Source organism: Kiritimatiellales bacterium, from assembly GCA_041656295.1.
Classification (GTDB): Bacteria; Verrucomicrobiota; Kiritimatiellia; order Kiritimatiellales; family Tichowtungiaceae; genus Tichowtungia.
In genome coordinates this window covers 17,484-39,645 of the sequence record JBBADV010000021.1, presented here as the reverse complement: position 1 = coordinate 39,645, position 22,162 = coordinate 17,484, and the positions used below count along the sequence as shown (strand labels likewise).

At 51.1% G+C, this 22,162-nt stretch carries 19 protein-coding genes, 2 tRNA genes and 2 riboswitches; of the genes, 11 read left to right on the top strand and 10 right to left on the bottom strand.

The annotated features are described in order from the left end of the window. Positions 1–189 precede the first annotated feature (189 nt). Positions 190–316: riboswitch (adenosylcobalamin-variant (AdoCbl-variant) riboswitch) on the top strand. From WC959_11245 to WC959_11230, 4 genes are all read left to right on the top strand, one after another. Next, entirely contained in the window at positions 309–2,252 is a 1,944-nt protein-coding gene (locus WC959_11245) for a TonB-dependent receptor (protein MFA5689703.1), read from the top strand. Its footprint overlaps the riboswitch before it by 8 nt. Then, entirely contained in the window at positions 2,252–3,166 is a 915-nt protein-coding gene (locus tag WC959_11240; protein MFA5689702.1) for a helical backbone metal receptor, read from the top strand. Before WC959_11245 ends, WC959_11240 begins: the two co-directional genes overlap by 1 nt. Further along, on the top strand, positions 3,147–3,932 hold the full coding sequence (locus tag WC959_11235) for an ABC transporter ATP-binding protein (GenBank protein ID MFA5689701.1): 786 nt from the start codon (positions 3,147–3,149) through the stop codon (positions 3,930–3,932). Before WC959_11240 ends, WC959_11235 begins: the two co-directional genes overlap by 20 nt. Positions 3,933–3,959: 27 nt before the next feature. Beyond that, positions 3,960–5,021 (top strand): iron ABC transporter permease, encoded by a 1,062-nt coding sequence (locus tag WC959_11230; protein MFA5689700.1) that lies wholly within the window; start codon positions 3,960–3,962, stop codon positions 5,019–5,021. Between the two features lie 149 nt (positions 5,022–5,170). Here WC959_11230 and WC959_11225 read toward each other — a convergent pair whose 3' ends face one another. Further along, the gene (locus WC959_11225) at positions 5,171–6,580 is read right to left on the bottom strand and encodes an MBL fold metallo-hydrolase (protein ID MFA5689699.1); all 1,410 of its coding nucleotides are present in this window, start codon (positions 6,578–6,580) and stop codon (positions 5,171–5,173) included. A 100-nt stretch (positions 6,581–6,680) separates the two neighbouring features. On the opposite strand from WC959_11225, the gene WC959_11220 reads away from it, so the two are divergent. Next, positions 6,681–6,765 (top strand) — tRNA-Leu (locus WC959_11220). Between the two features lie 58 nt (positions 6,766–6,823). After that, positions 6,824–6,896, top strand: a tRNA-Lys gene (locus WC959_11215). 591 nt (positions 6,897–7,487) lie between these two features. On the opposite strand, the gene thiD is transcribed toward WC959_11215, so the two are convergent. From thiD to eno, 3 genes are all read right to left on the bottom strand, one after another. After that, entirely contained in the window at positions 7,488–8,321 is an 834-nt protein-coding gene (gene thiD, locus WC959_11210; protein MFA5689698.1) for a bifunctional hydroxymethylpyrimidine kinase/phosphomethylpyrimidine kinase, read from the bottom strand. Then, positions 8,314–8,640 (bottom strand): hypothetical protein, encoded by a 327-nt coding sequence (locus tag WC959_11205; GenBank protein MFA5689697.1) that lies wholly within the window; start codon positions 8,638–8,640, stop codon positions 8,314–8,316. Before WC959_11205 ends, thiD begins: the two co-directional genes overlap by 8 nt. A gap of 187 nt (positions 8,641–8,827) precedes the next feature. After that, positions 8,828–10,102 (bottom strand): phosphopyruvate hydratase, encoded by a 1,275-nt coding sequence (gene eno, locus WC959_11200; GenBank protein ID MFA5689696.1) that lies wholly within the window; start codon positions 10,100–10,102, stop codon positions 8,828–8,830. A 167-nt stretch (positions 10,103–10,269) separates the two neighbouring features. Here eno and WC959_11195 point away from each other — a divergent pair, with 167 nt between their 5' ends. From WC959_11195 to WC959_11185, 3 genes are all read left to right on the top strand, one after another. Continuing rightward, the gene (locus WC959_11195; protein ID MFA5689695.1) at positions 10,270–11,748 is read left to right on the top strand and encodes an excinuclease ABC subunit UvrC; all 1,479 of its coding nucleotides are present in this window, start codon (positions 10,270–10,272) and stop codon (positions 11,746–11,748) included. Between the two features lie 7 nt (positions 11,749–11,755). After that, the gene (locus tag WC959_11190) at positions 11,756–12,955 is read left to right on the top strand and encodes an NAD(P)/FAD-dependent oxidoreductase (protein ID MFA5689694.1); all 1,200 of its coding nucleotides are present in this window, start codon (positions 11,756–11,758) and stop codon (positions 12,953–12,955) included. A gap of 172 nt (positions 12,956–13,127) precedes the next feature. Continuing rightward, entirely contained in the window at positions 13,128–14,375 is a 1,248-nt protein-coding gene (locus tag WC959_11185; GenBank protein MFA5689693.1) for a glucose-1-phosphate adenylyltransferase, read from the top strand. Between the two features lie 48 nt (positions 14,376–14,423). On the opposite strand, the gene WC959_11180 is transcribed toward WC959_11185, so the two are convergent. Then, on the bottom strand, positions 14,424–15,311 hold the full coding sequence (locus tag WC959_11180; GenBank protein ID MFA5689692.1) for a lysophospholipid acyltransferase family protein: 888 nt from the start codon (positions 15,309–15,311) through the stop codon (positions 14,424–14,426). Between the two features lie 56 nt (positions 15,312–15,367). Next, positions 15,368–16,228: a formyltetrahydrofolate deformylase gene (gene purU, locus WC959_11175; protein MFA5689691.1), complete on the bottom strand. Its 861-nt coding sequence runs from the start codon at positions 16,226–16,228 to the stop codon at positions 15,368–15,370. A 69-nt stretch (positions 16,229–16,297) separates the two neighbouring features. Here purU and WC959_11170 point away from each other — a divergent pair, with 69 nt between their 5' ends. After that, the gene (locus WC959_11170; GenBank protein ID MFA5689690.1) at positions 16,298–16,921 is read left to right on the top strand and encodes a peptidylprolyl isomerase; all 624 of its coding nucleotides are present in this window, start codon (positions 16,298–16,300) and stop codon (positions 16,919–16,921) included. Continuing rightward, complete coding sequence (locus WC959_11165; GenBank protein ID MFA5689689.1) at positions 16,921–18,678, top strand: ThiF family adenylyltransferase; 1,758 nt, start codon at positions 16,921–16,923, stop codon at positions 18,676–18,678. Before WC959_11170 ends, WC959_11165 begins: the two co-directional genes overlap by 1 nt. On the opposite strand, the gene thiE is transcribed toward WC959_11165, so the two are convergent. Genes thiE through thiS form a run of 4 tightly spaced genes read right to left on the bottom strand, consistent with a single transcriptional unit; the run spans position 18,675 to position 21,423 of the window. Next, positions 18,675–19,307 carry a thiamine phosphate synthase gene (thiE, locus tag WC959_11160; protein ID MFA5689688.1) on the bottom strand — a complete coding sequence of 211 codons (633 nt, stop codon included), beginning with the start codon at positions 19,305–19,307 and terminating at the stop codon, positions 18,675–18,677. The genes WC959_11165 and thiE overlap by 4 nt on opposite strands. Beyond that, positions 19,304–20,368 carry a 2-iminoacetate synthase ThiH gene (gene thiH, locus WC959_11155; protein MFA5689687.1) on the bottom strand — a complete coding sequence of 355 codons (1,065 nt, stop codon included), beginning with the start codon at positions 20,366–20,368 and terminating at the stop codon, positions 19,304–19,306. The genes thiE and thiH overlap by 4 nt, the downstream gene beginning before the upstream one ends. A 22-nt stretch (positions 20,369–20,390) precedes the next feature. After that, positions 20,391–21,164 (bottom strand): thiazole synthase, encoded by a 774-nt coding sequence (locus tag WC959_11150; protein ID MFA5689686.1) that lies wholly within the window; start codon positions 21,162–21,164, stop codon positions 20,391–20,393. Between the two features lie 58 nt (positions 21,165–21,222). After that, positions 21,223–21,423: a sulfur carrier protein ThiS gene (thiS, locus tag WC959_11145; GenBank protein MFA5689685.1), complete on the bottom strand. Its 201-nt coding sequence runs from the start codon at positions 21,421–21,423 to the stop codon at positions 21,223–21,225. A 29-nt stretch (positions 21,424–21,452) separates the two neighbouring features. Continuing rightward, positions 21,453–21,661: riboswitch (TPP riboswitch) on the bottom strand. Between the last annotated feature and the right edge of the window lie 501 nt (positions 21,662–22,162).

Genomic DNA, 22,162 nt, shown 5'->3' with positions numbered 1-22,162 from the left:
TTGACTCCAGACTCATCGTTTCCATCCCTCCAGCAACAGGGTGTCATCCTTATGAGTCAACGAAACAATCCGCCCCCCTCTGCGGCCCGTGCTTCGGTGTCTTTTTTTATGAGTCAATTCGATAGTGTGTTTGTTACTACATTAATGTTGATCGCTCAATCTAAACACCGTATGTTCCACGCCCGGATGCAGAAGACGCAGGGAAAGTGCTGTGAAAACTCAGCCGCTGTCGCGCAACCGTAAAAGCCGGAATACCGTCCTTCTGCCGCAACTTGAATGTCTCCGCTTGAGGGATGGGAAAGGCTTAAATGAAGATTGGGATGTTTGCCGCCGCCGGTTTGATTTCTTTGAGTGTATTCGCCGAAGAAGTCTCCACCACCAGCACAACCGCAGAAGCCACGCGCATTGTGGTTACTGCCACGCGCCGCGCCGATGATATTCGTACAATTTCCGGCAATCCGACGGTGATTTCTTCCGCAGACATTGCCGCCGGACATTATTCGTCGATGACGGAAATTCTGTCGAAAAAAGCTGGTTTGTTTTTTAAAAATTTTACTGATGATCCATCACAGGCGTCAGTGGATATTCGGGGATTCGGAGGTGATAATCCACACGGGCGCGTACTTGTATTATTAAATGGCCGCAAATTAAACCGTCCGGATATGGCGTCGATTAACTGGGCGCAGATTCCGTTGCAGGCAGTTGAAAAAATTGAAGTGGTGCGCGGTCCGAATTCGGTGCTTTACGGAGACCATGCTGTCGGCGGTGTAATTAATATTATCACAAAAGAAGCCACCAAAACGCCGGAAACCACGCTCGGTCTGTCGGTTGGCAGTTATGAAGCGCACGATCTAAATGCCGTGACGTCCGGCGATCTGGACGGTATCGGTTATGTTGCCACCGCTGGACATCAGTCCGGCGACGGCTACCGCGATCGTTCGCGGTATGATATTAATTCCGCTAGCCTGCGTTTAAGCGGAACGTTCAATGAGATTTTTTCCGCCTACGCCGAGCTTTCGGCAATTAAAGATCAGTACCAAATGCCGGGTGCGCTAAGCGAAAATGATGACCGGCGCAGTGCGAACCGGCAGGATGACGCTGCACGCAGTGAATATTATAATCTGTTTGCAGGCGTGACAGCACTGCTCAGTGAAGAAGTCGTATTCAATCTGGACGGGGGCTGGACACACAAAGATATTGATTCTGATTTGTGGGGAACACATTACGACTACCGGATTTTAAATTATACGCTGTCGCCAAAATTCACACTGTTGTCACCGCTGGGAACAAAAGAGAACCGGCTGGTGATCGGAATGGATTTTTCATTCGAAAAACTGAACACACAAACCGATTTGCCCAACTCGGATACAAAAGCAACGAAACAGATTGCCGGCGGATATATCGCTGATACGTTTTTCCTGACAGATAAACTTTTACTGAATGCCGGTGCACGGCTTGAGCAGAATAAGATCGATGTAAAATTCAAAGGCGGTTCACAGTATGATGACGACATCCGGCACACAGAACACGCACTGGAAACCGGCCTTGACTGGCTGCCGAACGATAAAGTGAAAGTGTTCGGGAAAATCAGCCGCACCTACCGTTATCCGTTTCTGGATGAACAGGCCATTTATTCCGGCTGGGGCGGAGATGCATTTAATCCGGATCTTGATCCGGAAACCGGTATCAATTATGAAGCCGGCGTTGAAGTCCTGCCGGTTGAAAACCTAGTTCTGCAGGCAACTGTGTTCAGAACGGACATGAAAGATGAAATCGGCTGGGGCGGAACGCAAAATGTAAATATGGATAAAACCACGCATCGCGGAATTGAATTATATGCAGGATATTCACATGACCTTTTTGCAATCGATGCATTTTACACCGGGCTTTATTCAAAATTTACAAATGGCGATAACAGCGGAAATAAAGTTCCGTGGGTGCCGCAGAATAAACTGGATGTAAATCTTTCGTTTTTTTTGACGGACGCACTGACGCTTAGCACGCACATGGGTTATGTCGGGAAAATGTATGCGCTCGGCGATAATGCAAATTCAGGCGCCGACAAACAGTCAGATTACGCCCTCTTTGATCTGTTGCTGGATTATAAGTTTAAAGTCCGCAATGTTGAGTGTTCGGTTTTTGCCGGCGTCGATAATATTTTTGAAACGGAATACAATTATCTCGTTTCATACGGTGGATATTATCCCGCGCCGGAACGAACCTATAAAGCCGGCTTAACGATGAAGTTTTGATGAAATGGGTTTTTAAAGTAGACGCGACGTCTTCGTCGCGTTTTGGTAGGGCGCTCAGTCCCTTGAGCGCCGATGGTAAAACGGGCGGCAAGGGACTGCCATCCCTACCCTTTATTGTTTTATTTTCAATTTTATTTCTCACCGCCTGCGGAAAAGCGCCGGAAAAAAAATCCGGCGACATGCGTATCGTTGCGCTGGCACCGAGCGTTGCCGAAGTTCTGTGCGGACTCGGCCTTGAAAATCAGGTAGTCGGCGTGAGCCGCTATTCGGTTTATCCGCCTGAGATAAAAGAAAAACCGGCAATCGGCGGACTGTACGATCCTAATTGGGAAATGATCGTTGCGCTCCGTCCGGACATTGTCATTGGACTTTCATTTCAAAGCGAAATTGCGGCACCGTTAAAACAACTGGGCATTCCTTTTCTGAGCGTAACGCACGAAAAAATTGATGAGATCCTCGATTCAATTCCGGCGATCGGCCGCGCGGTTCATGCCACAGCTGCTGCAGAAAAATTATACGGCGAACTGAAACATGAATATGAAGCGCTGAAACAACCGGCGACTGAAAATGCGCCGGCAATTTTAGTTTGTGTTGCACGCGATGAAACGTTTGGGCGCATGTACGTCGCCGGAAAAGATACATTTTATGATGACATCATTCGCGCCGCCGGCGGACGCAATGCCGGCGCGATCCAATCGCCGGCGCGCTATCCCGAAATTTCCGCCGACGGACTCGAAGTGCTGAATCCCGATCTGATTGTTGATATTCTTTCGGATATGGGCAGCGCCTCGCTGCACAAATGGAAAACCCGCACCGTGACAATGACCAATGAATATGCGTGGACACCGGGACCGCGTTTTGTTCTGCTTCTTCGCGATCTGACCGAGGCCATCCGTGAATGTAATTCAAATTGATTCTCTGAAACTTGAGTTAAACGGCGTGCAAATTCTGCGCGGTGTTTCACTGACAGTTGCCGCCGGAGAATATGTTTCAATCATCGGCCCGAACGGCGCCGGAAAAACCACCCTGATGCGCTGTCTGCTTGGTATGTATCCGTATGCCGGCACCGCAACAATCAGCGGACAAGAATGCAAATCCTCCAGCAGCCGTGAGCTCGCTAAACAGGTCAGCTATGTCCCGCAAACACACGATATCGAGTTCCCGCTCTCCGTTTTTGAATTTGTGATGATGGGGCGCTACCCCTATTTATCGCCGCTCTCTCCGGCGGACAAAGAAGATGAAGCCGCCGTTGAACGCGCGATGCAGCTGACCGGCGTCACACAGTTCCGCGACCGCACACTGCGCACACTTTCCGGCGGTGAACGGCAGAAGGTTTATATCGCCGCCGCACTCGCGCAGGAAACGCCGGTGATGCTGCTCGATGAACCGGCCACTTTTCTCGACTGGAAACATCAGGCGGAAATCATGCAGCTGCTGAAACAGATTAACTGCGAGCGTGGTGTAACCATCGTTGCGGTGAACCATGATCTCAACAGCGCCGCGCACTGGAGCGACCGGATTATCGCGATGAAATCCGGCACCGTATTCGCTGAAAACGTGCCGGAATATATGATTTCACCGGCCGCACTCAAAGCTCTCTTTGAAACCGATTTTATCCGCAAAGACGTTTTAATTCCGGCAACAGAGGCCGCCAATTATGAATTTGTGAACCGCGAATGAACGCAAATACATGCTAATAAAATATGAATGGAAATAAAAAAGTTTTTAACATTTGCGAAAATTCACGTTCATTCGTGGTCAAAACATCCGTTCTATCTGCGTAATCCGCGGTTGAAAAAAATAATGAAAATAAAATTCACCATGTTAATTTTTCTGTGCATTGCGGTGCTGCTGGCCTTCCCACTGCTCGGCAGTACGAATATTTTCACCAATGCAATGGGGCATGAAATTTTGATTCGTTTAAGGATTCCGCGCACACTGACAGCCTGCTTCGCCGGAATTGCGCTGGCAGTCAGTGGAATGATTTTTCAATCGCTCTTTCGCAATCCGCTTGCCACACCCTTTACACTGGGCGTTTCCGGCGGTGCGGCGCTCGGCGCCGCAATCTGGATGCGGTTTGGCATGGCACTGGCATTTGCCGGAATTTCCGGCACATCCATTGCTGGATTTATCGGCGCCACCGGCGCGGTACTGCTGGTATACGGACTCGCGCGTTCTAAAACCGGATTTTCCACCGCCACGCTGCTGCTTTCCGGCGTGGCGGTGAATATGTTTTTTTCCAGCCTGATTCTGCTGATGCAATATTTCAGTGATCCCGGCGAAACGTTCCGGATGATCCGCTGGATGATGGGCGGCTTTTCTGTTGTTGGTTACTCCGCGCCGGTCAACCTCGCAATCTTCACTGCCGCTGGATTGATCATTACCGCACTGCTGACGCGCGAAATGAATCTGCTGCTCACCGGCGAAGAACTCGCCGGCGCACGCGGATTGAATGTGAACCGCACCAAAAAATTACTGTTTCTTGCCGCATCATTAATGACCGGTGCGGCGGTGGCATTCTGCGGACCGGTGGCATTTGTTGGATTAATGGTGCCGCACATCTGCCGGCAGATTTTCGGTGCGGATCACCGGAGGCTTTTTCCGGCAGTGATCCTGTTCGGCGGAATGTTTATGGTCGTGTGCGACGGACTGGCTCGCACACTGCTTGCACCGATCGAAATGCCTGCCGGATTAATTACATCCCTGCTCGGCGGTCCGTTTTTTCTTTGGTTGCTGTTGAAAAGAGATAGTCAAAAGGCGTACAGTTAAACCTCAAAGGTCAGGGAATGCAGTAAAATCTATAATTCATCGACATTAAATTTACATCAGTTGTATTAGTCACGATCTGATCTGACAGTCAACGCCCGCGACTACAATTTTATGATTCAAATAACAGTGCAACTCATATTATTGTTTATTTAATCCAAAATAAATTCTTGCAGATATGCAGGGACAACACAATTCCAGTTGTTTTTTTCTTCCAGCAGGTTCGCAAAATTTTTGGCCGACTCCGGTTCACCGTGCGTAACAAACACACGTCTGGGTGCCGTTTTGAGTCCGCTGAGCCAGCGTAATAATTCATGCTGATCAGCATGCGCCGAAAAACCGGAAATCCGTTCAATACGTGCGCGCAACAGATGTTCTTCTCCAAAGATCCGCACCGGATCGGTGCCGTCAAGAATAACACGACCGAGTGTTCCGACTGCCTGAAATCCAACGAACAAAATGGTGCTTTCAGACCGGCTGATATTGTTTTTTAAATGGTGCTTAATGCGCCCGCCGGTACACATACCTGAACCGGCAATAATAATTGCGGTGCCTTTAATATGATTAATGGCTTTGGATTCATCGACCGTGCTTGACATCATCAGTCCCGGCAGATCGTACGGTGCAATGCCTTTTGCCATCAGCGCTTTTGCCTCCTCGTCGTACAGCTCAGGATAGTTTTTAAAAACCTCAGTAACTTTAATTGCCATCGGGCTGTCAATGAATGTGAAGAGGTGCGGAATGCGATCTTCGCGCAACAGCGTATTCAGATGATAAATCAGCTCCTGCGTACGTTCAACGGCAAAACTGGGAATCACTACATTGCCGCCAGCTCGATTGGTTTCATTGATGATGTCCGCAAGTTTTTCCGGAATATCTTTTGTTTCACCGTGCAGCCGATCTCCGTATGTTGATTCAACCAGCACATAATCCGCTTCATTAAACTGATCGGGATCGTTAATGATCGGCAGATTCCAGCGGCCGACATCGCCGGAAAATAACACTGAACATGATCTGCCGGTCGGTAATCCCACCGTTACGCGAATATTGGCTGAACCGAAAATGTGTCCTGCCTCACGAAACTGTGCGATGATGCCTTTGGCAACCGGTACGTGAATTTTATAATCCACCGGCGAAAAGAGAGACAGAGTATCATCAACATCCGCCTGCGTATAAAGCGGCTCATACGGATGCGGGCTTTTTTTGCCCTGCCGCTGGTGCCGCGCCTGTTTGTGCTTCACATCCTCTGCCTGAATGAATGCGGCATCTTTCATAATAATTTCAGCGATGTCCGCCGTTGCCGGTGTACAGAAAATTTTCCCGCAGAATCCTTCCTTCACCAGTTTCGGCAGACGCCCGCAATGATCGAGGTGCGCGTGAGTTAGCAATACCGCGTCAATTGTTTCCGGCGGCACCGGAAACCTATCCCAGTTACGCCCCTGCAAAGCGCGTTCCTGATACATCCCGCAATCGATCAGAATCCGTGAGCCGTCCGTTTCAAGCAGATAGCACGAACCCGTCACATTTCCCGCAGCGCCGAAAAACTTCAGTTTAATACTCACGCAGCCTCCTTCGTTTTCAGAACAATAAAAGAAATCGGTGCTGCAAACAAATAAACCCTTGAGTAAAAAAGCAGATTCCTCTTTTCTATGCGACTTGCGCGGGCGAGTGGCGGAATTGGTAGACGCACCAGATTTAGGATCTGGCACCTCGCGGTATGCGGGTTCGAGTCCCGCCTCGCCCACCAAATGAAAATTTTATTGTACTGGCGAAGTGTACCAAGTAGCTTTCTCGGTCAATCAGCCGGACGCGTAGCTCAGTTGGTAGAGCAGCTGACTCTTAATCAGCGGGTCCAGGGTTCGAGCCCCTGCGCGTCTATCACTTGAATTTCAAATAAAATCCTTTGTTTATGCATAAAAAATCCGTGCGCTAGAGACGAAGCTCACGGGGATCGCGCAGAAAAGGCCGGACATCTTCAGCGGCTGCAGGAATGAACTTCGGGAAGCAGCCTCCCGCTTTCCTGTTTTATTGCGCCCGTTCTTTGCGTACCTGTGCGAGATAATCGAACAGGCCTTGTGGACTTTATGATTAAACAAACCGAGCGCAAGCTGTCCGGATCAGAAAATCGTGTTTTGCTGAAAAACGGGTTTTGCAGGATCGACCATTTAAAAGTATCGCCTCGGACAACGGAAGTGAACTACTTGATTATGCCGGAATGGAACGTTCGTTTAAAAGCGGGAAGCGGACGCATCTGTATTACGCCCATCCGTACAGTGCGTGGAAACGCGGCGGGAATGAGAACACGAACCGATTCATCCGGCGGTTTGTTCCGAAAGGAAGAAAGCCGGGCGTATCGCAGAAAAATGCTCCGCGAAATCGAAATATGGATTAACACCTATCCGCACAAGATTTCGAATTTTGAAACAGCGGAAGAACGGTTCTATCGGGAGTCGATTTGTATATCATTTTTCACGGCGAATGCTGAATACTCGGGAAATCCTCTTCGATCTTTGCCCACGGATTGAAGGCAAGGGGTCCGAAACCGTTGCCGAGTTCCGGCGCTTGACGCAGTGCCTGGTTTAAAAATGCTTTAGCAGAAAGAATGCTGTCGAGCGGCGCATAGCCTTTGGCACGCAGCGCGGCGATCGCCGATGAAAGAAAACAGCCGGTACCGTGCGAACTGCGCGTTTCAATGCGCGGACTGGACATCCAGGCTGCTTTTTCACCGTTGGTCCAGTAGTCGCTCGACAGCTCAACATTATGCCTGCCATGTCCGCCTTTAATTAGAATTTCTTTTGCACCGGCGGCTAAGGCTTTTTGCGCCGCGGCTTCAATATCTGCCGGCGTTTTAATTTTCAGACCGAACAGATGTTCCGTTTCCGGGATATTCGGTGTGATAAGGGTAACCGCCGGAAAGAGTTTTTCGGTGATGGTTTTCCATGCGTCGGCTTCAAGCAGGAATGTACCGCTGGATGAAATCAGCACCGGATCGCACACGATGAACGGCTCCGGGTTTTTTTTCATAAATCCGGTCACGGTCTCCACTGCGGTTTTAGTTCCGAGCATACCGATTTTTATGGCCACCGGCGGCAGATCGGATTGCAGTGCTTCGAGTTGCGCAGTCAGCATTTCCGCTGCAACCCATTCGAGTTTGCCGGTGCCGATCGTGTTTTGTGCGGTAAGTGCGGTAATAACGGAGCAGGCGTGCACACCAAGCAGATTCATCACTTTAATGTCGGCCTGAATTCCGGCACCTCCGCCGGAATCTGAGCCTGCGATTGTCCAGACGACAGGTTTAATCATTCATATTCTCCAAGATATTATTGCTGCGGGAATCATTAAATTGAAAAATAGTTTCGCTTTCGTGCGCGTAGCCGATTTCATGCGCCAGCTTTTGTACAAAATATTTGTCCGTTCCAAATTTCTCCTGCATCCGGCGCAGTTCTTTGATGGCTTCCTCTTTCGTACGGATATCGGCTTCAAGTCCGCTTTTGGTCTCCTGATATCTGTAAAACTGTGTCACTTTAGGCAGGAACGCAAAGCCGACACCGGCAAATGTAAGCAGTACCACTGCACCGCCGGCGATGCGATAGATTTTATTCCAGTATTTCTGAGGACTCACGATCAGGGAAGATAAGGGGAAACGGTCTGAAAGTCAAAGACCGGAAAGTTGAAAGTCGAAGAGAAAAACAGTCTTGGGGTTGTAAAGTCTGAACGTCAGGGGACCTCTGGTGTTCAAACCTTCGTTTGACAAAAACAAAAGACGCTCCGGATTTCTCCGGAGCGTCTTTCATTTATGCGGTGAAAACCTACGCACCGTAACGGGCGTCGGTTTCCAGCATTTCTTCGATGCGAAGGAGCTGGTTGTATTTCGCGATGCGATCAGAGCGGCTGAGCGATCCGGTTTTAATCTGACCGGCGTTCGTGGCAACGGCAATATCGGCAATCGTGGTGTCTTCCGTTTCGCCGGAGCGGTGAGAAACAACCGCAGTATAACCGGCTTTGTGTGCCATTTCAATCGCGTCGAGTGTTTCAGTCAGTGTACCGATCTGGTTCACTTTGATCAGAATAGAGTTTGCGCAACCCTGTTTAATTCCTTTTGCAAGGTATTCAACATTCGTCACAAACAGGTCGTCGCCGACGAGCTGGCATTTGTCGCCGGTTTTTTCGGTGAGCAGTTTCCAGCCTTTCCAGTCATTTTCACCCATGCCGTCTTCGATGGAATCGATCGGATATTTTTTGATCAGTGCGGCAAGGTAGTCGGCCTGCTGAGCAGATGTCCGTTTCGCAGCTTTTTTGCCTTCGAACTTCGTGTAGTCATATTTGCCGTTTACAAAAAATTCCGAAGCGGCGCAGTCGAGGCCGATCATCACATCTTTGCCCGGAATGTAACCGGCATCTTGAATCGCCTGCATGATGCTATTAAGCGCTTCTTCCGTTCCGCCGGTGAAGGTTGGCGCGAAACCGCCTTCATCACCCACCGCGGTGCTCAATCCTTTTTTCTTCAGCAGCGCTTTCAGCGCGTGGAATACTTCGGCGCCGCAGCGCAGACCTTCGCTGAACGATTTTGCGCCGACCGGACGGATCATGAACTCCTGGAACGCAATCGGTGCGTCGGAGTGCGAACCGCCGTTGATAATGTTCATCATCGGGACCGGCAGAACTTTTGCATTCGCGCCGCCGATGTAGCGGAAGAGCGGCAGACCGAGATAATCAGCGGCAGCATGGGCTGTCGCGAGCGAAACTCCGAGAATTGCATTCGCGCCGAGTTTGCTTTTTGTTTTTGTGCCGTCGAGTTTGATCATCAGACGGTCGATACCCACCTGATCCAGCGCATCCATGCCGATAACTGCCGGCGCGATTTTTTCATTTACATTGGCAACCGCTTTTTTTACGCCTTTACCGAGATAGCGTTTTTTATCGCCGTCACGCAGTTCAAGCGCTTCGTGTTCGCCGGTGGATGCGCCGGACGGGACCGCTGCGCGACCCATTGCACCGGATTCAAGAATCACATCGACTTCCACAGTCGGGTTGCCGCGCGAATCAATAATCTCGCGGGCCATCACATCAATAATCATGGACATATCTGTATACTCCTTTAGGTTGCACCGGTTTTTTCTTCCGGATAAAGTGAGCGCAGACTATACGGGGGACGGAAAAAAGATGAAAGTCGAAAGTCAAAAAGTCTGATACGGTAAAAGTCCCGTTTCGACCTTTGACTTTTGATCTCCAGACTTTCAGACTTCTTTTTATGCAGTGGAGCGAAACTATTCGGAAAAAGATAAAAGAACTGCCGGATGAGCCCGGTGTGTATCTCATGCGCAGCCGCGCCGGAAAAATCATTTATATCGGCAAAGCCATTTCACTGCGCCGGCGCGTGCAGAATTATTTTCGTGAAAGTACCTATCGCAAGGCCGAACCGAAACTGCGCGGGCTCATCCGTTCTATCGCCGATTTTGATTTCATCGTGCTGAAGAACGATGCTGAAGCTGTGCTCACCGAGAGCCGTTTAATTAAAGAATATAAGCCGCGCTACAACTCGCTCGCCAAGGACGATAAAAACTTTCCGCTGCTCCGGCTTGACCTCAGCAAGCCGTTTCCCAAACTCGAATTCTGCCGGCTTGCCAGACCCGACGGCGCGATCTATTTCGGGCCGTACACCTCCGGACTTGCTGCACGCGCCGCACTGGAGTTCGCCGAAATCCGTTTCGGACTGCGCCGCTGCCGGCCGGAACGGCCGGATGAGGAAACGTGGAAACATTGCCATAACGACATTATTCGCCATTGCTCTGCGCCGTGCATTCATAAGGTTACGCCGGAAGAATATATGGAACGCGTGCAAACCGCTGCCGCATTTCTGCGCGGCGAACGACCCGAATACATCCGTGAAATCCGCGAACAGATGCAGGCTGCCGCCGGAACACATGACTTTGAAACTGCCGCCGCACTGCGCGACCTCATGCTGCTGCTGCACCGCGCTGTAAAAGAACGCGCGCTCGTGCGCAAAACCGGACGTGCACTCATCGCCGATGCAGAAAAAGGCATAAAAGAGCTCGCCGCCGAACTCGGACTGCCGGCGCCGCCGCGCATCATCGAATGTTTTGACATCTCCAATATTTCCGGCACCTACGCCGTCGCCAGTATGGTGTGTGCGGTCGACGGAATTCCGGCGCCGCAGCGCTACCGGCGTTTTCGTATCAAGACCGTTGCGGGCAGCGATGATCCGCGCATGATGGCTGAAGCCGTCGGACGGCGCTACCGGCGTTTAAAAGCTGAGCAGGGTACGCTGCCGGATTTGATCGTCGTTGACGGCGGCATTACCCAGCTGCGCGCCGCGCGCGCCGTGCTGTCAGAGATCGGTGTCCGTATTCCATCCGTCGGACTCGCCAAGCAGTACGAAGAGATTGTGCGCGACGATCATCCGGCGGTTTTTCTGCCGCGTAATTCAGAAGCTCTGCGTGTTGTGACCAACCTGCGCGATGAGGCTCACCGCTTTGCGATTACCTACCACCGGCGTTTGCGTGCGCAGCGCATTCGCGAATCGGCGCTCGACGAAATACAAACGATCGGTCCCAGAAAAAAAGAGCTGCTGCTCAAACATTTCGGTTCATTCGAACGTTTGCGTCGCGCTACATTCGACGAACTGTGCGCTGTGTCCGGCATCGGACCCAAAACCGCCGGAATTATTCTTGATGCGCTCCGGCGGCAGCGTTTATCAGACGGAGCATAAAATATTTATGCAATACGATGTCATCATAATCGGCGGCGGCGCGGCGGGAATGTTTGCGGCGGCGGTGATTGCCGAAGAAGCGCCGGACGTAAAAACACTGGTGCTTGAAAAAGGTAGAGTCCCGCTGGCGAAGGTCCGGATTTCCGGCGGCGGACGGTGTAATTTAACGCATCGGTGTTTTGATATCCGTGAATTTGTAAAAAACTATCCGCGCGGGGAGCGCGAGCTGATCGGTCCATTCAACCGGTTCGGTCCGGCGGAAACCATACAATGGTTTGAAGCGCACGGTGTGCCGCTGGTTACCTTAGATGACGGCTGTATTTTCCCTCGTTCGGATTCGTCGGACGATATCATCGATGTGTTCATGCAAACCGTTGCACGCGGTGCGGTTGAAGTTCGAACGGAGAGTGAAGTGCAGGCGGTTGAAAAAAACGCCGGCGGTTTTAATGTTACGCTGCGTACCGGAAAAACATTGTACTGCAAAAAACTTTTAGTTGCCACCGGCGGTGGCGCGTTTATTGAAGGGCTTGAACATACGGTTGAACCGTGCGTGCCGTCGCTGTTTACATTCACAGTGAACGATGACGAACTGACTGCACTCGCAGGAATTACGGTCGAACATGTTGCAGTGAGTGCTGCCGGATTTAAAACAGACGGCGCGCTGTTGATTACACACAGCGGTATAAGCGGTCCGGCGGTGTTAACGCTCTCGTCGTTCGGCGCGCGGATTTTTGCCGCGCAACATTACCGCTTTGAGATGACGGTGAACTGGCTGCCGGCGGCAAGCGGGGAGTCAGCGTTTAAAATGCTGGAAGAAGCGCGTGCGGCGTCGCCTAAAAAACAGATCGGAACATGGTCGCCGTTTGGAATTCCGGCGCGGCTGTGGAAGCTGCTTGCTGCACGCGCCGGAATTGCTGAAACACAGGAATGGGGCACGTGCCCGTCCAAAAATTTCCGGCGGCTGATCGAACAGCTTTGCCGGTTTCCGGTTTCTATCGCCGGAAAAAATCCGCACCGGGAGGAGTTTGTAACGTGCGGCGGAATCCGGCTGAAAGAGATTAATTTTAAAACGATGGAAAGCCGTTTGCAGTCGGGATTATATTTGGCCGGTGAGGTTCTCGATATTGATGCGCTTACCGGCGGATTTAATCTGCAGGCTGCATGGACAACAGGATGGATTGCGGCACAAAACATGATAAAGAGGTGAGTTCAAGGTTCAGGGGTGAGAGTTCATGGTTTTTGAAAAATTTATTTTAATACTGACCCCGAACTCTTAACTTCGGAATTTTTTTCTGTAAAAGAAATTTTCATAATGTTATAGTGGAAAGTATTGATCAGAAAAGGCTGTAATCCGAACAACATAACCAGGAGCGGACAGTATGGCTGTTAAAACAGTCGGAATCATTCTCGGCGGCGGCGCCGGAACTCGTCTTCAACCGTTAACGCTGGATCGCGCGAAACCCGCAGTGCCGATCGCCGGAAAATACAGGCTCGTCGATATTCCAATCAGCAACTGCATTAACAGCGGCATCCGCTCCATCTATCTGCTCACACAGTTCAACAGCGTGTCATTGCACCGGCACATTCAGTCGACCTATAATTTTGACCAGTTTTCGTCCGGTGGTTTTGTGCGCGTACTCGCTGCCGAACAAACGCCGACATCAAGCGTCTGGTTTCAGGGCACTGCAGATGCGGTGCGGCAGTCGCTCCGCCACGTTATGCACATGCGGCCTGATATTGTAGTGATTCTTTCCGGCGATCAGCTGTACCGCATGGATTTTGCGGAAGTGATTGCTGAACACATTGAACGCGGTGCCGAGGTGACAATCTGCACTAAACCTGTGCCGCGCGCCGAAGCCGGCGCACTCGGTATCATGCACGTGGATGATAAAGGGCAGATTATTGAATTTGCCGAAAAACCGGGTGACACGCAGCGCCTCGATGAACTGCGCGCGCCGATGTATAAAGAAGAACGTTATCTGGCCAGCATGGGCATTTATGTTTTCAATGCAAAACTGCTGGCCGATCTCCTGTGCGGTAATGACTATTCCGATTTTGGAAAACATATCATTCCGCAGGCGATTCATCAGCGTAAAGTCTGCAGCCATATTTTTGAAGGCTACTGGAAAGACATCGGGACCATCGGCATGTTCCATGAAGCCAATCTGGCGCTGACCGATCTTGTGCCGGAATTTACATTCTATGATGACTCCGCGCCGATCTACACCCATATGCGCTATCTGCCGCCGTCAAAAATCAACTGCTGCGATCTCAACCGCTGTCTGCTTTCTGAAGGTTGCATCGTTTCCGGCCACCGGCTGCTGCATTCCGTCGTTGGATTGCGTGCTGTGATCGGCGAAGGTTCTGTCATTGAACATTCGGTCATCATGGGTGCCGACTATTTTGAAAACGGCGCACCGGAAGAGGGCTATGATCTAAACCTTGGCATCGGACGGGATTGCTATATTAAGAATGCGATCATCGATAAAAATGTGCGTGTCGGCGACAGCGTTTATATTTCACCCGACGGCAAAGCCGACGGTGAACAGACTGATCTCTACTTCGTTCATGACGGAGTCATCGTCATTCCTAAGGACACCGTCATTCCGTCCGGTACGCGGCTGTAAAATGTCCGGCACACGCAGCCTGATCATCAAATGTGCAGTGACGTTTGATTATAAATCTTTCGGATCATATTCGGCATAAAACGGATAATGCGGCAGATCTTCAGGGCGCAGGACGGTTTTCCAGCGTTTATAGGCCCACAGCCAGTGGTGCGGTGCCTTACGGACTTCGTTTTCGATGACGGTTAAAATTTTCTGTGTGATGTTCTGAATAGTTGCGGAGTCGCTGTTTTCCGGCGCCGGCCGGACGTCGGCAACGTAAACACGGTATTTTCCTCTTGGCAGCGGAATGCAGAATCCGGTGATAAGTTCGCTGCCGGTTTTTGCGGCGAGCGCCGCCGGCGCCGGCGTACTCAGCACCGGCAGTCCGAAGTAGGTCACCCAGATTCCGCCGTCTTTTACTTCGGTATTCTGGTCAACCAGAAACGCGGTTTTTCCGCCGGCGCGCAATACTCCGAGCAGTTTACGCAATGCGCCTTCGCGCTGAATAATTTTCTGTCCGGTGATTTCGCGCTGTTCAACCAGAATACGGTCGACCGCCGGATTTTTTAATGGCATGGCGATGCTGCTGAACGGAAAGCCCTTCATTGCCATACTCTGACCGACCACTTCCCAGTTGCCGAAATGCGCGGTAATGCAGATCTGGTTTTTTTCCTGGAAGAGAATCTGCATACTGTCGTCGAGTTCAACATACCGCCGAAGTTTTCCCGGCCGGTTCCCAAACCAGAATACATCCAGGGTTGTACGCACGAAGGTGACAAATGACTGCCGGAGGATCTGTTTTTTTTCTTGGGTTGTTTTTGAATCGCCGAATGCAACATCCAGATTTGCCAGACCGATTTTTCGCCCGCGGCGGTCGAGCAAAACCCCGATATTCCCGCCGGTCCAGGCGAGAGCCAGAATTGCGCGGCGCGGCAAAAGCCGGATCAGCTTCAGCAAGAACCGGGATGCGGCGGCTTCAGTCTTTATACGGATTTTACTGCGCGGTGACATAATTAATTGAAAACAATGGTGCGGTTTTTATAGACAAGGACTTTGTTCTGAATGTGCGCCCATACGGCGCGTGACAGCACAAGCGGTTCGAGATCGCGACCCTTGCGAATCAGACAGCCGATGGAATCACGGTGTGAAACGCGCATGACCTCCTGTTCGATAATCGGGCCTTCATCGAGATCACCGGTGACGTAATGACTGGTTGCACCGATAATTTTTACACCGCGCTGATGTGCTGAGTGGTACGGTTTTGCGCCGACAAACGCCGGCAGGAATGAATGGTGGATATTGATGATCCTGCCCGGCCACTGCCGGCAGAAATCGTCAGAGAGAATCTGCATGTAACGCGCGAGCACGATAAAATCAACACCGTACTGCCGGAGCAGTTTCTGCTCTTCTGCCTCCTGTTCAGTCCTGTTCTTTTCTGTCACCGGCAGGCAATAAAACGGAATATTGTGCATCGCGGCAATCGGTTCAAGATCAGCGTGGTTGCTGATGATCAGCGGAATAGAAATATTCCATTCGGCGGGATAGCAGCGTGCGAGCAGATCGAGCAGGCAGTGCGGCAGCTTTGATACAAAAATCGCCATACGCGGGACATAGTCGGAAAAGTGCAATTCATAGCGCATTTCAAATCGGTCGGCGATCAGCCGGAATTTTTCACTGATCTGGTCGCGCGGCAGAGCAAAACCGTTCAGGTCCCACTCCACCCGCATGAAAAATACGTTCTCATCATTGTCCGTATGCTGTTCCAGATTAATCACATTTCCACTGTGCCGGTTTAGAAACTCAGTAACGGCACAAACGATACCCTGCCGGTCGAGGCAGGAAATCAGCAGGATGGCGGAAGCGTTTTGACTCATTTTTATTCCTTATAAATTAAACGAGGAACTTTATAGACAACGGCACAAAACACCAATAGGTTTTTGCGCATGAAATACAAAACTGTAAAACCGGCCGGCGCGCTGCTGGCGGCACTTATGCTGATCTCGGCATCCGGTTGCAACGCGCAGGAAAATGATGTTGTTCAGAAAAAAACAGAGGAGACGAAGAAAATGACGACGGTTCTGATGAAGACTACCAAAGGCGATATTAAGATTGAACTCGACGATAAAAAAGCACCGCAGACGGTGGAAAACTTTTTGAAATATGTGGAAAGCGGACATTATAACGGCACAATCTTCCACCGTGTCATCAACGACTTCATGATTCAGGGCGGTGGATTTACCCGCGAATTTAAACAGAAAGACACGCTGAAACCGGTGGATAACGAAGCCAACAACGGATTGAAAAACAGTTGCGGCACCATTGCGATGGCGCGCACATCCGATTCGCACAGCGCCACTGCACAGTTTTTTATTAACGTTAAGGATAACGGATTTCTTGATTTCACCGCGCCGACGATGCAGGGCTGGGGCTACACTGTTTTCGGCCGTGTGATTGACGGCATGGATGTTGTCGATGCTATCAAAGTTGTGCCGACCGGACAGCTGGGTCCGCATAGCGATGTGCCGAAAGATTTCATCGAAATTATCGAAGTCAGAATTGTGGAATAATGAAAAATGGAATAGTGGAACAAAGAGATGATGGGATAACGGGCAATGATTTCAATCTTCCGCCATTCCATCAGTCCATCATTCCGATTTTAAACTCCGGTTATTGCGCGGCGATTGTTCTCGCCGGCGGCGGTTCGGGCGCGCTGCATGCCCTGTTGCAAACTCCCGGCGCATCGCGTTTCATTTGCAATGCGCAGATTCCATATTCACCGGAAGCGCTTGAAAGCTTTACCGGTGGAAAAACTGAACATGCTGTTTCGCCGGATACTGTAAAAAAAATGGCGGCAGCGGCGTTACAAAAAAACGCCGGCGCCACTATCGGTATTGCGGTTACGGCGGCGCTGCAAACAGATCGCAACCGGCGCGGAGACGACCGCGCGTTCATCTGTATAAAAACAGGCGCCGCAGAAAAATTGTTTGCGCTCTATTTTTCTCCGGCGCCGCGCGCCAGGCAGGAAAAAATTCTGAGCGCCTGGCTGCTGATTTTAATTGCACAGGCTGTTGGCGTTGAACGCGGGCTGATGCTCGCCGGTTCATTTAATCCGCCGCATCAGGGACATTTTAACCTGCTGCGCGCCGCCGGGAAACTCACCGGCCTCACCGGCATCTTTGAACTGTCGTGCATAAACGCCGATAAACCCGGCATTGAGCAGGACGAATGTTTGCAGCGCGCGGCGAATTTTCGTGATATTCCGGTGGTGCTTACCTCTGCACCGCGTTTCAGTCAAAAAGCTACGCTTTTTCCGGCGACGACATTTGTGCTCGGTTACGACACCGTTGTTCGGCTGATTGCTTACGCTGCACCGGAAGAGTGGGAGCTTTATAAAAAAAATTCTGCCCGTTTTTTAATCGCTGGCAGGCTGTGCAGCGGAAAATTTCAAATGCTGGACGATGCAGAACTGCCGCCGGGATTTGAGACGCTGTTTACATTTATTCCGCCGGAAATTTTCCGTGAAGATATCTCATCCACCGCGCTGCGCGCGGGGATGAAATCTGAAGTTCGAATTCCGGATTTCAAAAATTTAAACAAATTTTTGCGAACAGAAATGCTGATTGGAAAACCGGCGCTGGAGCAGTTGCAGAAAACGCACGTCATCATTTTTGGCGTCGGCGGCGTCGGCAGCTGGTGTGCCGAAGCGCTGATCCGTTCCGGTGTCGGACATTTAACGATGGTTGATAATGATGTGGTTGCCGAAACGAATATCAACCGGCAATTGCCGGCGACAACGCTGACGATCGGCCAGTCGAAAGTCGATGCATTAAAAACGCGGTTGCTGGAAATTAACCCGGCGGCGGAAATTACGGCGCTGCAGAAAATTTATAATCAGGAAACGCGCACCGGTTTTCATCTGACGGATTTTGATTATGTAATCGATGCGATTGATTCGCTGTCGTGTAAAGTGGATTTAATTTCCACCGCGATGCAATCCGGTACGACGCTTTTTTCGGCGATGGGTGCGGCATGCAAACTGGATGCAACGCAGATTCGTATTGATTCGATCTGGAAGACGCATGGTTGCCGGCTTGCCCGGTTTGTGCGTAAAAAACTCCGTCGCGCCGGTGCGCATGGCGACTGCCTTTGCGTTTATTCGCGCGAAACGGCGGACGCACCGGGGGAGGATTTTTCCGCCGCCGGCGATGTACGGAGTGAACTGGAGGCTCAGACCAACGGGTCAACGGTTCACATTACCGGCACATTCGGTTTTTATCTTGCCGGACTGGTGATTCAGGATATTGCGCAACAAAATCAGGCCTAAGATTTATACTGCTCTAAAAGCCGGAGAAATTTTCTGATTTCATTTTCCGGCGTTTGACTTTTCATGATGGCGCGCACGGCACAGAAATTTTTTGCACCGGCGCGCAGCACGGCGGACAGATTGGTTTCGTCGAGTCCGCCGATCGCCACGCAGGGCAGCGGTGAGCTGCAGATAATTTTACCGGTAAGCTCAACGCCGAGCGCCGGGTCGGGAATCGCTTTGGTCGGCGTCGGGAAAACGGGGCCGACGCCGATATAATCCGGCGTGAGCGCAACGGCCGCCGCTGCCTGTGCCTCACTGTGGGTTGAGAGTCCGAAAATTTTTTCCGGCGCATTCCATTTCCGGCGCGCTTCGTCGAGCGGCATATCGTCCTGCCCAAGATGAACGCCGTCGGCATCAACGGCGATCGCAATATCAACATCGTCGTTTACAATAAACCGCGTGGCGGTGCCGTGCGTGATCTGCCGGATTTTTTTAGCAGTGGAAATGATGTTTTCCGGCAGTTCATTTTTCATGCGGAGCTGCACAAATTTGACGCCGCATTTTACTGCCGCTGCGGCGCACGCTTCATAACCGGCGACCGGATCGGTCATCACCAGATAAAGCCCAAAACCATCTTTCATTTTCATCGATATACCTCATCCCAGTTTTTAAACACCGGCTCAAGCTGCTTGCTGCGGAGCATGGCACAGAACGGTTCGAGCGCGCGATCATCGCTGACATCAAACTGACCTTCATCTGAACCGGCGCCGCTGTAACCGCCGACGGTGGTTTTGCTTGCGATGCTCATTTTATTAATACCGATTCCGGCGATGCCGTCGCGGAACTTCGGTCCTTCGCGCGTTGAAAGCACCAGCGGCACATCCGGCATCACGATGCGGAAGGCAAAAATAATCTGCGCCAGCAGTCGTTCATCCACCGGAAACGGCGCGTTGAATCCGCCGGCCTCGTGGCGGATACGAGGGAATGAGATACTGATACCGGATTTCCAAAATGTTTTTTGCAGCTGCCGCGCGTGCCGGTAGAGCGCGAGCATGTCGTAGCGCGGATCAGAAAGCCCGAGCAGCGCCCCGAGTCCGACAAAACGAAAACCGGCAGACAGCGCGCGCGCCGGCGCTTCCAGCCGGTTGAGATAATTTTTTTTCGGACCCCAGCGGTGCATTTGATCGTATGTTTCCGGCTGATACGTTTCCTGATAAAGTGTCAGACTCACTGCGCCGGCATTTGCCAGCCGCCGGTATTCCTCTTCTGTCATCGGAAAAACCTCTATTGCGACGGTGTGGAAACAGGCTGCGGCGAGCTTCACGCAGTCACACAGATAATCCAGATCGGCGTGCGGTCCGCGTTCGCCGGTCAGCAGTAGAATTTCTTCAAAGCCCATTGCTTTAATCGCTTTCAGTTCGCGTTCAACGGCGCTGAGTGAAAGCGCATGACGTTCTGTTCGCCGGTCGGCGGCAAAACCGCAATAGGCGCAGCCGCCGGAGCAGTAGCTGGAAAGATAGAGAGGAATATAAAGTTGAATCGTGCGTCCGAAATGCCGGCGCGTTAACGCCTGCGCGCGCGCAGCCATCGGCTCAAGGAAATCCGCCGCCGCCGGCGAAAGCAATGCCGCCAGTGTTTCCTCGTCCGGCGAATCCGTTGCTAACGCATTTTCGATTGACGATTGAGGATTGACGCTTGAGGTGTTCATTGGACCTTCGACTTTCAACTCTTTATCCGAGGAACGAGGTGAGTGGACTGGTTGCAATGGCGGCGCCAGTGTTTTTCGGCATAAGTCCTGCAGCGCGCGCGGCAAAGCCGGTTTCCACGCCGAGCGCAAATGCTTTTGCCATCTCCACCGGATTGGCGGCGGCAGCGATGGCGGAATTAACAAGTACCGCGGCGCAGCCCATTTCCATCGCGCACGCGGCTTCCGACGGCGCGCGCAGTCCGGCGTCGACAATGACCGGAATAGTGCTGTCGCGTATGATGAGCTTAATCATGGCCGCGGTGGAAATTCCGTCGCCGCTGCCGATGGTTGCGCCGAGCGGCATAACGGCGGCACAGCCGGCATCTTCCAGTTTTTTGGCGAGTACCGGATCGGCAGGAATATACGGCAGCACAATAAAACCGTCGGCGGCGAGTTCTTTGGCGGCGAAATAAGTTTCCACCGGATCGGGCAGCAGGTGATGCGGATTCGGATGAATTTCAACTTTAACAAACGGGCTGCCGCTCAATTCACGCCCGATTTGTGCGGCGCGTATCGCTTCTTTCGCATTCATCGCGCCGGAGGTGTTCGGCATGAGTTTAACGTTTGTTAATTTTGCGAGCGGCGCGCAAAGATCATCCGCCGGTTTTTCGCGATTAAAGCGCCGCAACGCAACGGTAACCAGTTCCGTACCGGACGCTTCAATGGCGCGCAGCATCGTTTCCGTGTCCGAAAATTTTCCGGTGCCGAGAATTAATCGAGATTTAAATTCAACATTTCCTAGTTTTAAGTTTTTCATTTTTAATTTTATTTTTAGAATTTGTTTCGGATTTGGGTAATTCGTACTTCGGATTTTTTCATCCTCCTCCCACAAAAGTTAACACTTCAATTTTATCGCCGGTGGAAAGCCTGCAGGCCGGCCAGTTTTTAGAATAAATGAGTTCGCCGTTGACGGTGACGGCGGAATGTTCCGGCGTGGCGCCGAGTTCACCGAGCAGGGCGGTGATGCTGCCGTTGCCGGAATGTTCGTGGCTTTCGCCGTTTACTGTTATGAACATAAAAAACTCCCTCGTTTACAAAAGGGAGTTCTGCAAGGTGCGTCGCTCCCTTTCGCCGGTACTAACCGGATCAGGTTCTGCGGGTATTATCTCAGCACCACGAATACATTTAAAATTCGAAGCACGGAACTCGAAACAAATCCAAAATTCAAATCATCAAAACTTCAATTATTCGAATTTCAGGTTTCGGGATTCGTACTTCCTGCCGTCAGGCAGGCGGGCACCCCGGGAACTGGCAGAGAGATTGCCTGAACCGGTGCACGAAAGTAAAGAAAGAGCGCGCAAAATTTTTTCCGGCGTTACACTGCGAACGTTAGAGTTCAGAAAGACATTATGATTAGGGTTTACGACGTTTGTTTTGCTCTGCTCACAGTTTCCCGTCGGCTGTTCCGAAAACTTAAAATAAAAAACTTTATAATTTTTATTGCCGCGCCGGTTTGCGGTCTTGCGCACTCCTTTTTTGAACGATCCCTTCGTTCAGTGGTTGGGACTCCAGGTTTTCATTCTGACAATACGGGCTCGATTTCCGTAGGGGTTGCTATTCGATGCGGTCGCCGCACTCGCAACCTCATGGCAGGCCATTCAGTTCCGTTGTATCAACGATTTCTGTTTTTCAGAGTGTTTGGAGCATCGAAATTTCTAATGTAACCGCGAAAGAACACAAGAAACTTAAAAATCTGTGCATTTTCGTGTTTTTCGCGGCTATAACTCTTCCTAATTTGCTCTAATTAAATTTCCG

Coding starts and splice junctions, on each gene's coding strand:
- WC959_11245 (MFA5689703.1), top strand. CDS start 309: ATGAAGATTGGGATGTTTGCCGCCGCCGGTTTGATTTCTTTGAGTGTA.
- WC959_11240 (MFA5689702.1), top strand. CDS start 2,252: ATGAAATGGGTTTTTAAAGTAGACGCGACGTCTTCGTCGCGTTTTGGT.
- WC959_11230 (MFA5689700.1), top strand. CDS start 3,960: ATGGAAATAAAAAAGTTTTTAACATTTGCGAAAATTCACGTTCATTCG.
- thiD (MFA5689698.1), bottom strand. CDS start 8,321: ATGATTAAACCTGTCGTCTGGACAATCGCAGGCTCAGATTCCGGCGGA.
- eno (MFA5689696.1), bottom strand. CDS start 10,102: ATGTCCATGATTATTGATGTGATGGCCCGCGAGATTATTGATTCGCGC.
- WC959_11195 (MFA5689695.1), top strand. CDS start 10,270: ATGCAGTGGAGCGAAACTATTCGGAAAAAGATAAAAGAACTGCCGGAT.
- WC959_11190 (MFA5689694.1), top strand. CDS start 11,756: ATGCAATACGATGTCATCATAATCGGCGGCGGCGCGGCGGGAATGTTT.
- WC959_11185 (MFA5689693.1), top strand. CDS start 13,128: ATGGCTGTTAAAACAGTCGGAATCATTCTCGGCGGCGGCGCCGGAACT.
- purU (MFA5689691.1), bottom strand. CDS start 16,228: ATGAGTCAAAACGCTTCCGCCATCCTGCTGATTTCCTGCCTCGACCGG.
- WC959_11170 (MFA5689690.1), top strand. CDS start 16,298: ATGAAATACAAAACTGTAAAACCGGCCGGCGCGCTGCTGGCGGCACTT.
- WC959_11165 (MFA5689689.1), top strand. CDS start 16,921: ATGAAAAATGGAATAGTGGAACAAAGAGATGATGGGATAACGGGCAAT.
- thiE (MFA5689688.1), bottom strand. CDS start 19,307: ATGAAAATGAAAGATGGTTTTGGGCTTTATCTGGTGATGACCGATCCG.
- thiH (MFA5689687.1), bottom strand. CDS start 20,368: ATGAACACCTCAAGCGTCAATCCTCAATCGTCAATCGAAAATGCGTTA.
- WC959_11150 (MFA5689686.1), bottom strand. CDS start 21,164: ATGAAAAACTTAAAACTAGGAAATGTTGAATTTAAATCTCGATTAATT.
- thiS (MFA5689685.1), bottom strand. CDS start 21,423: ATGTTCATAACAGTAAACGGCGAAAGCCACGAACATTCCGGCAACGGC.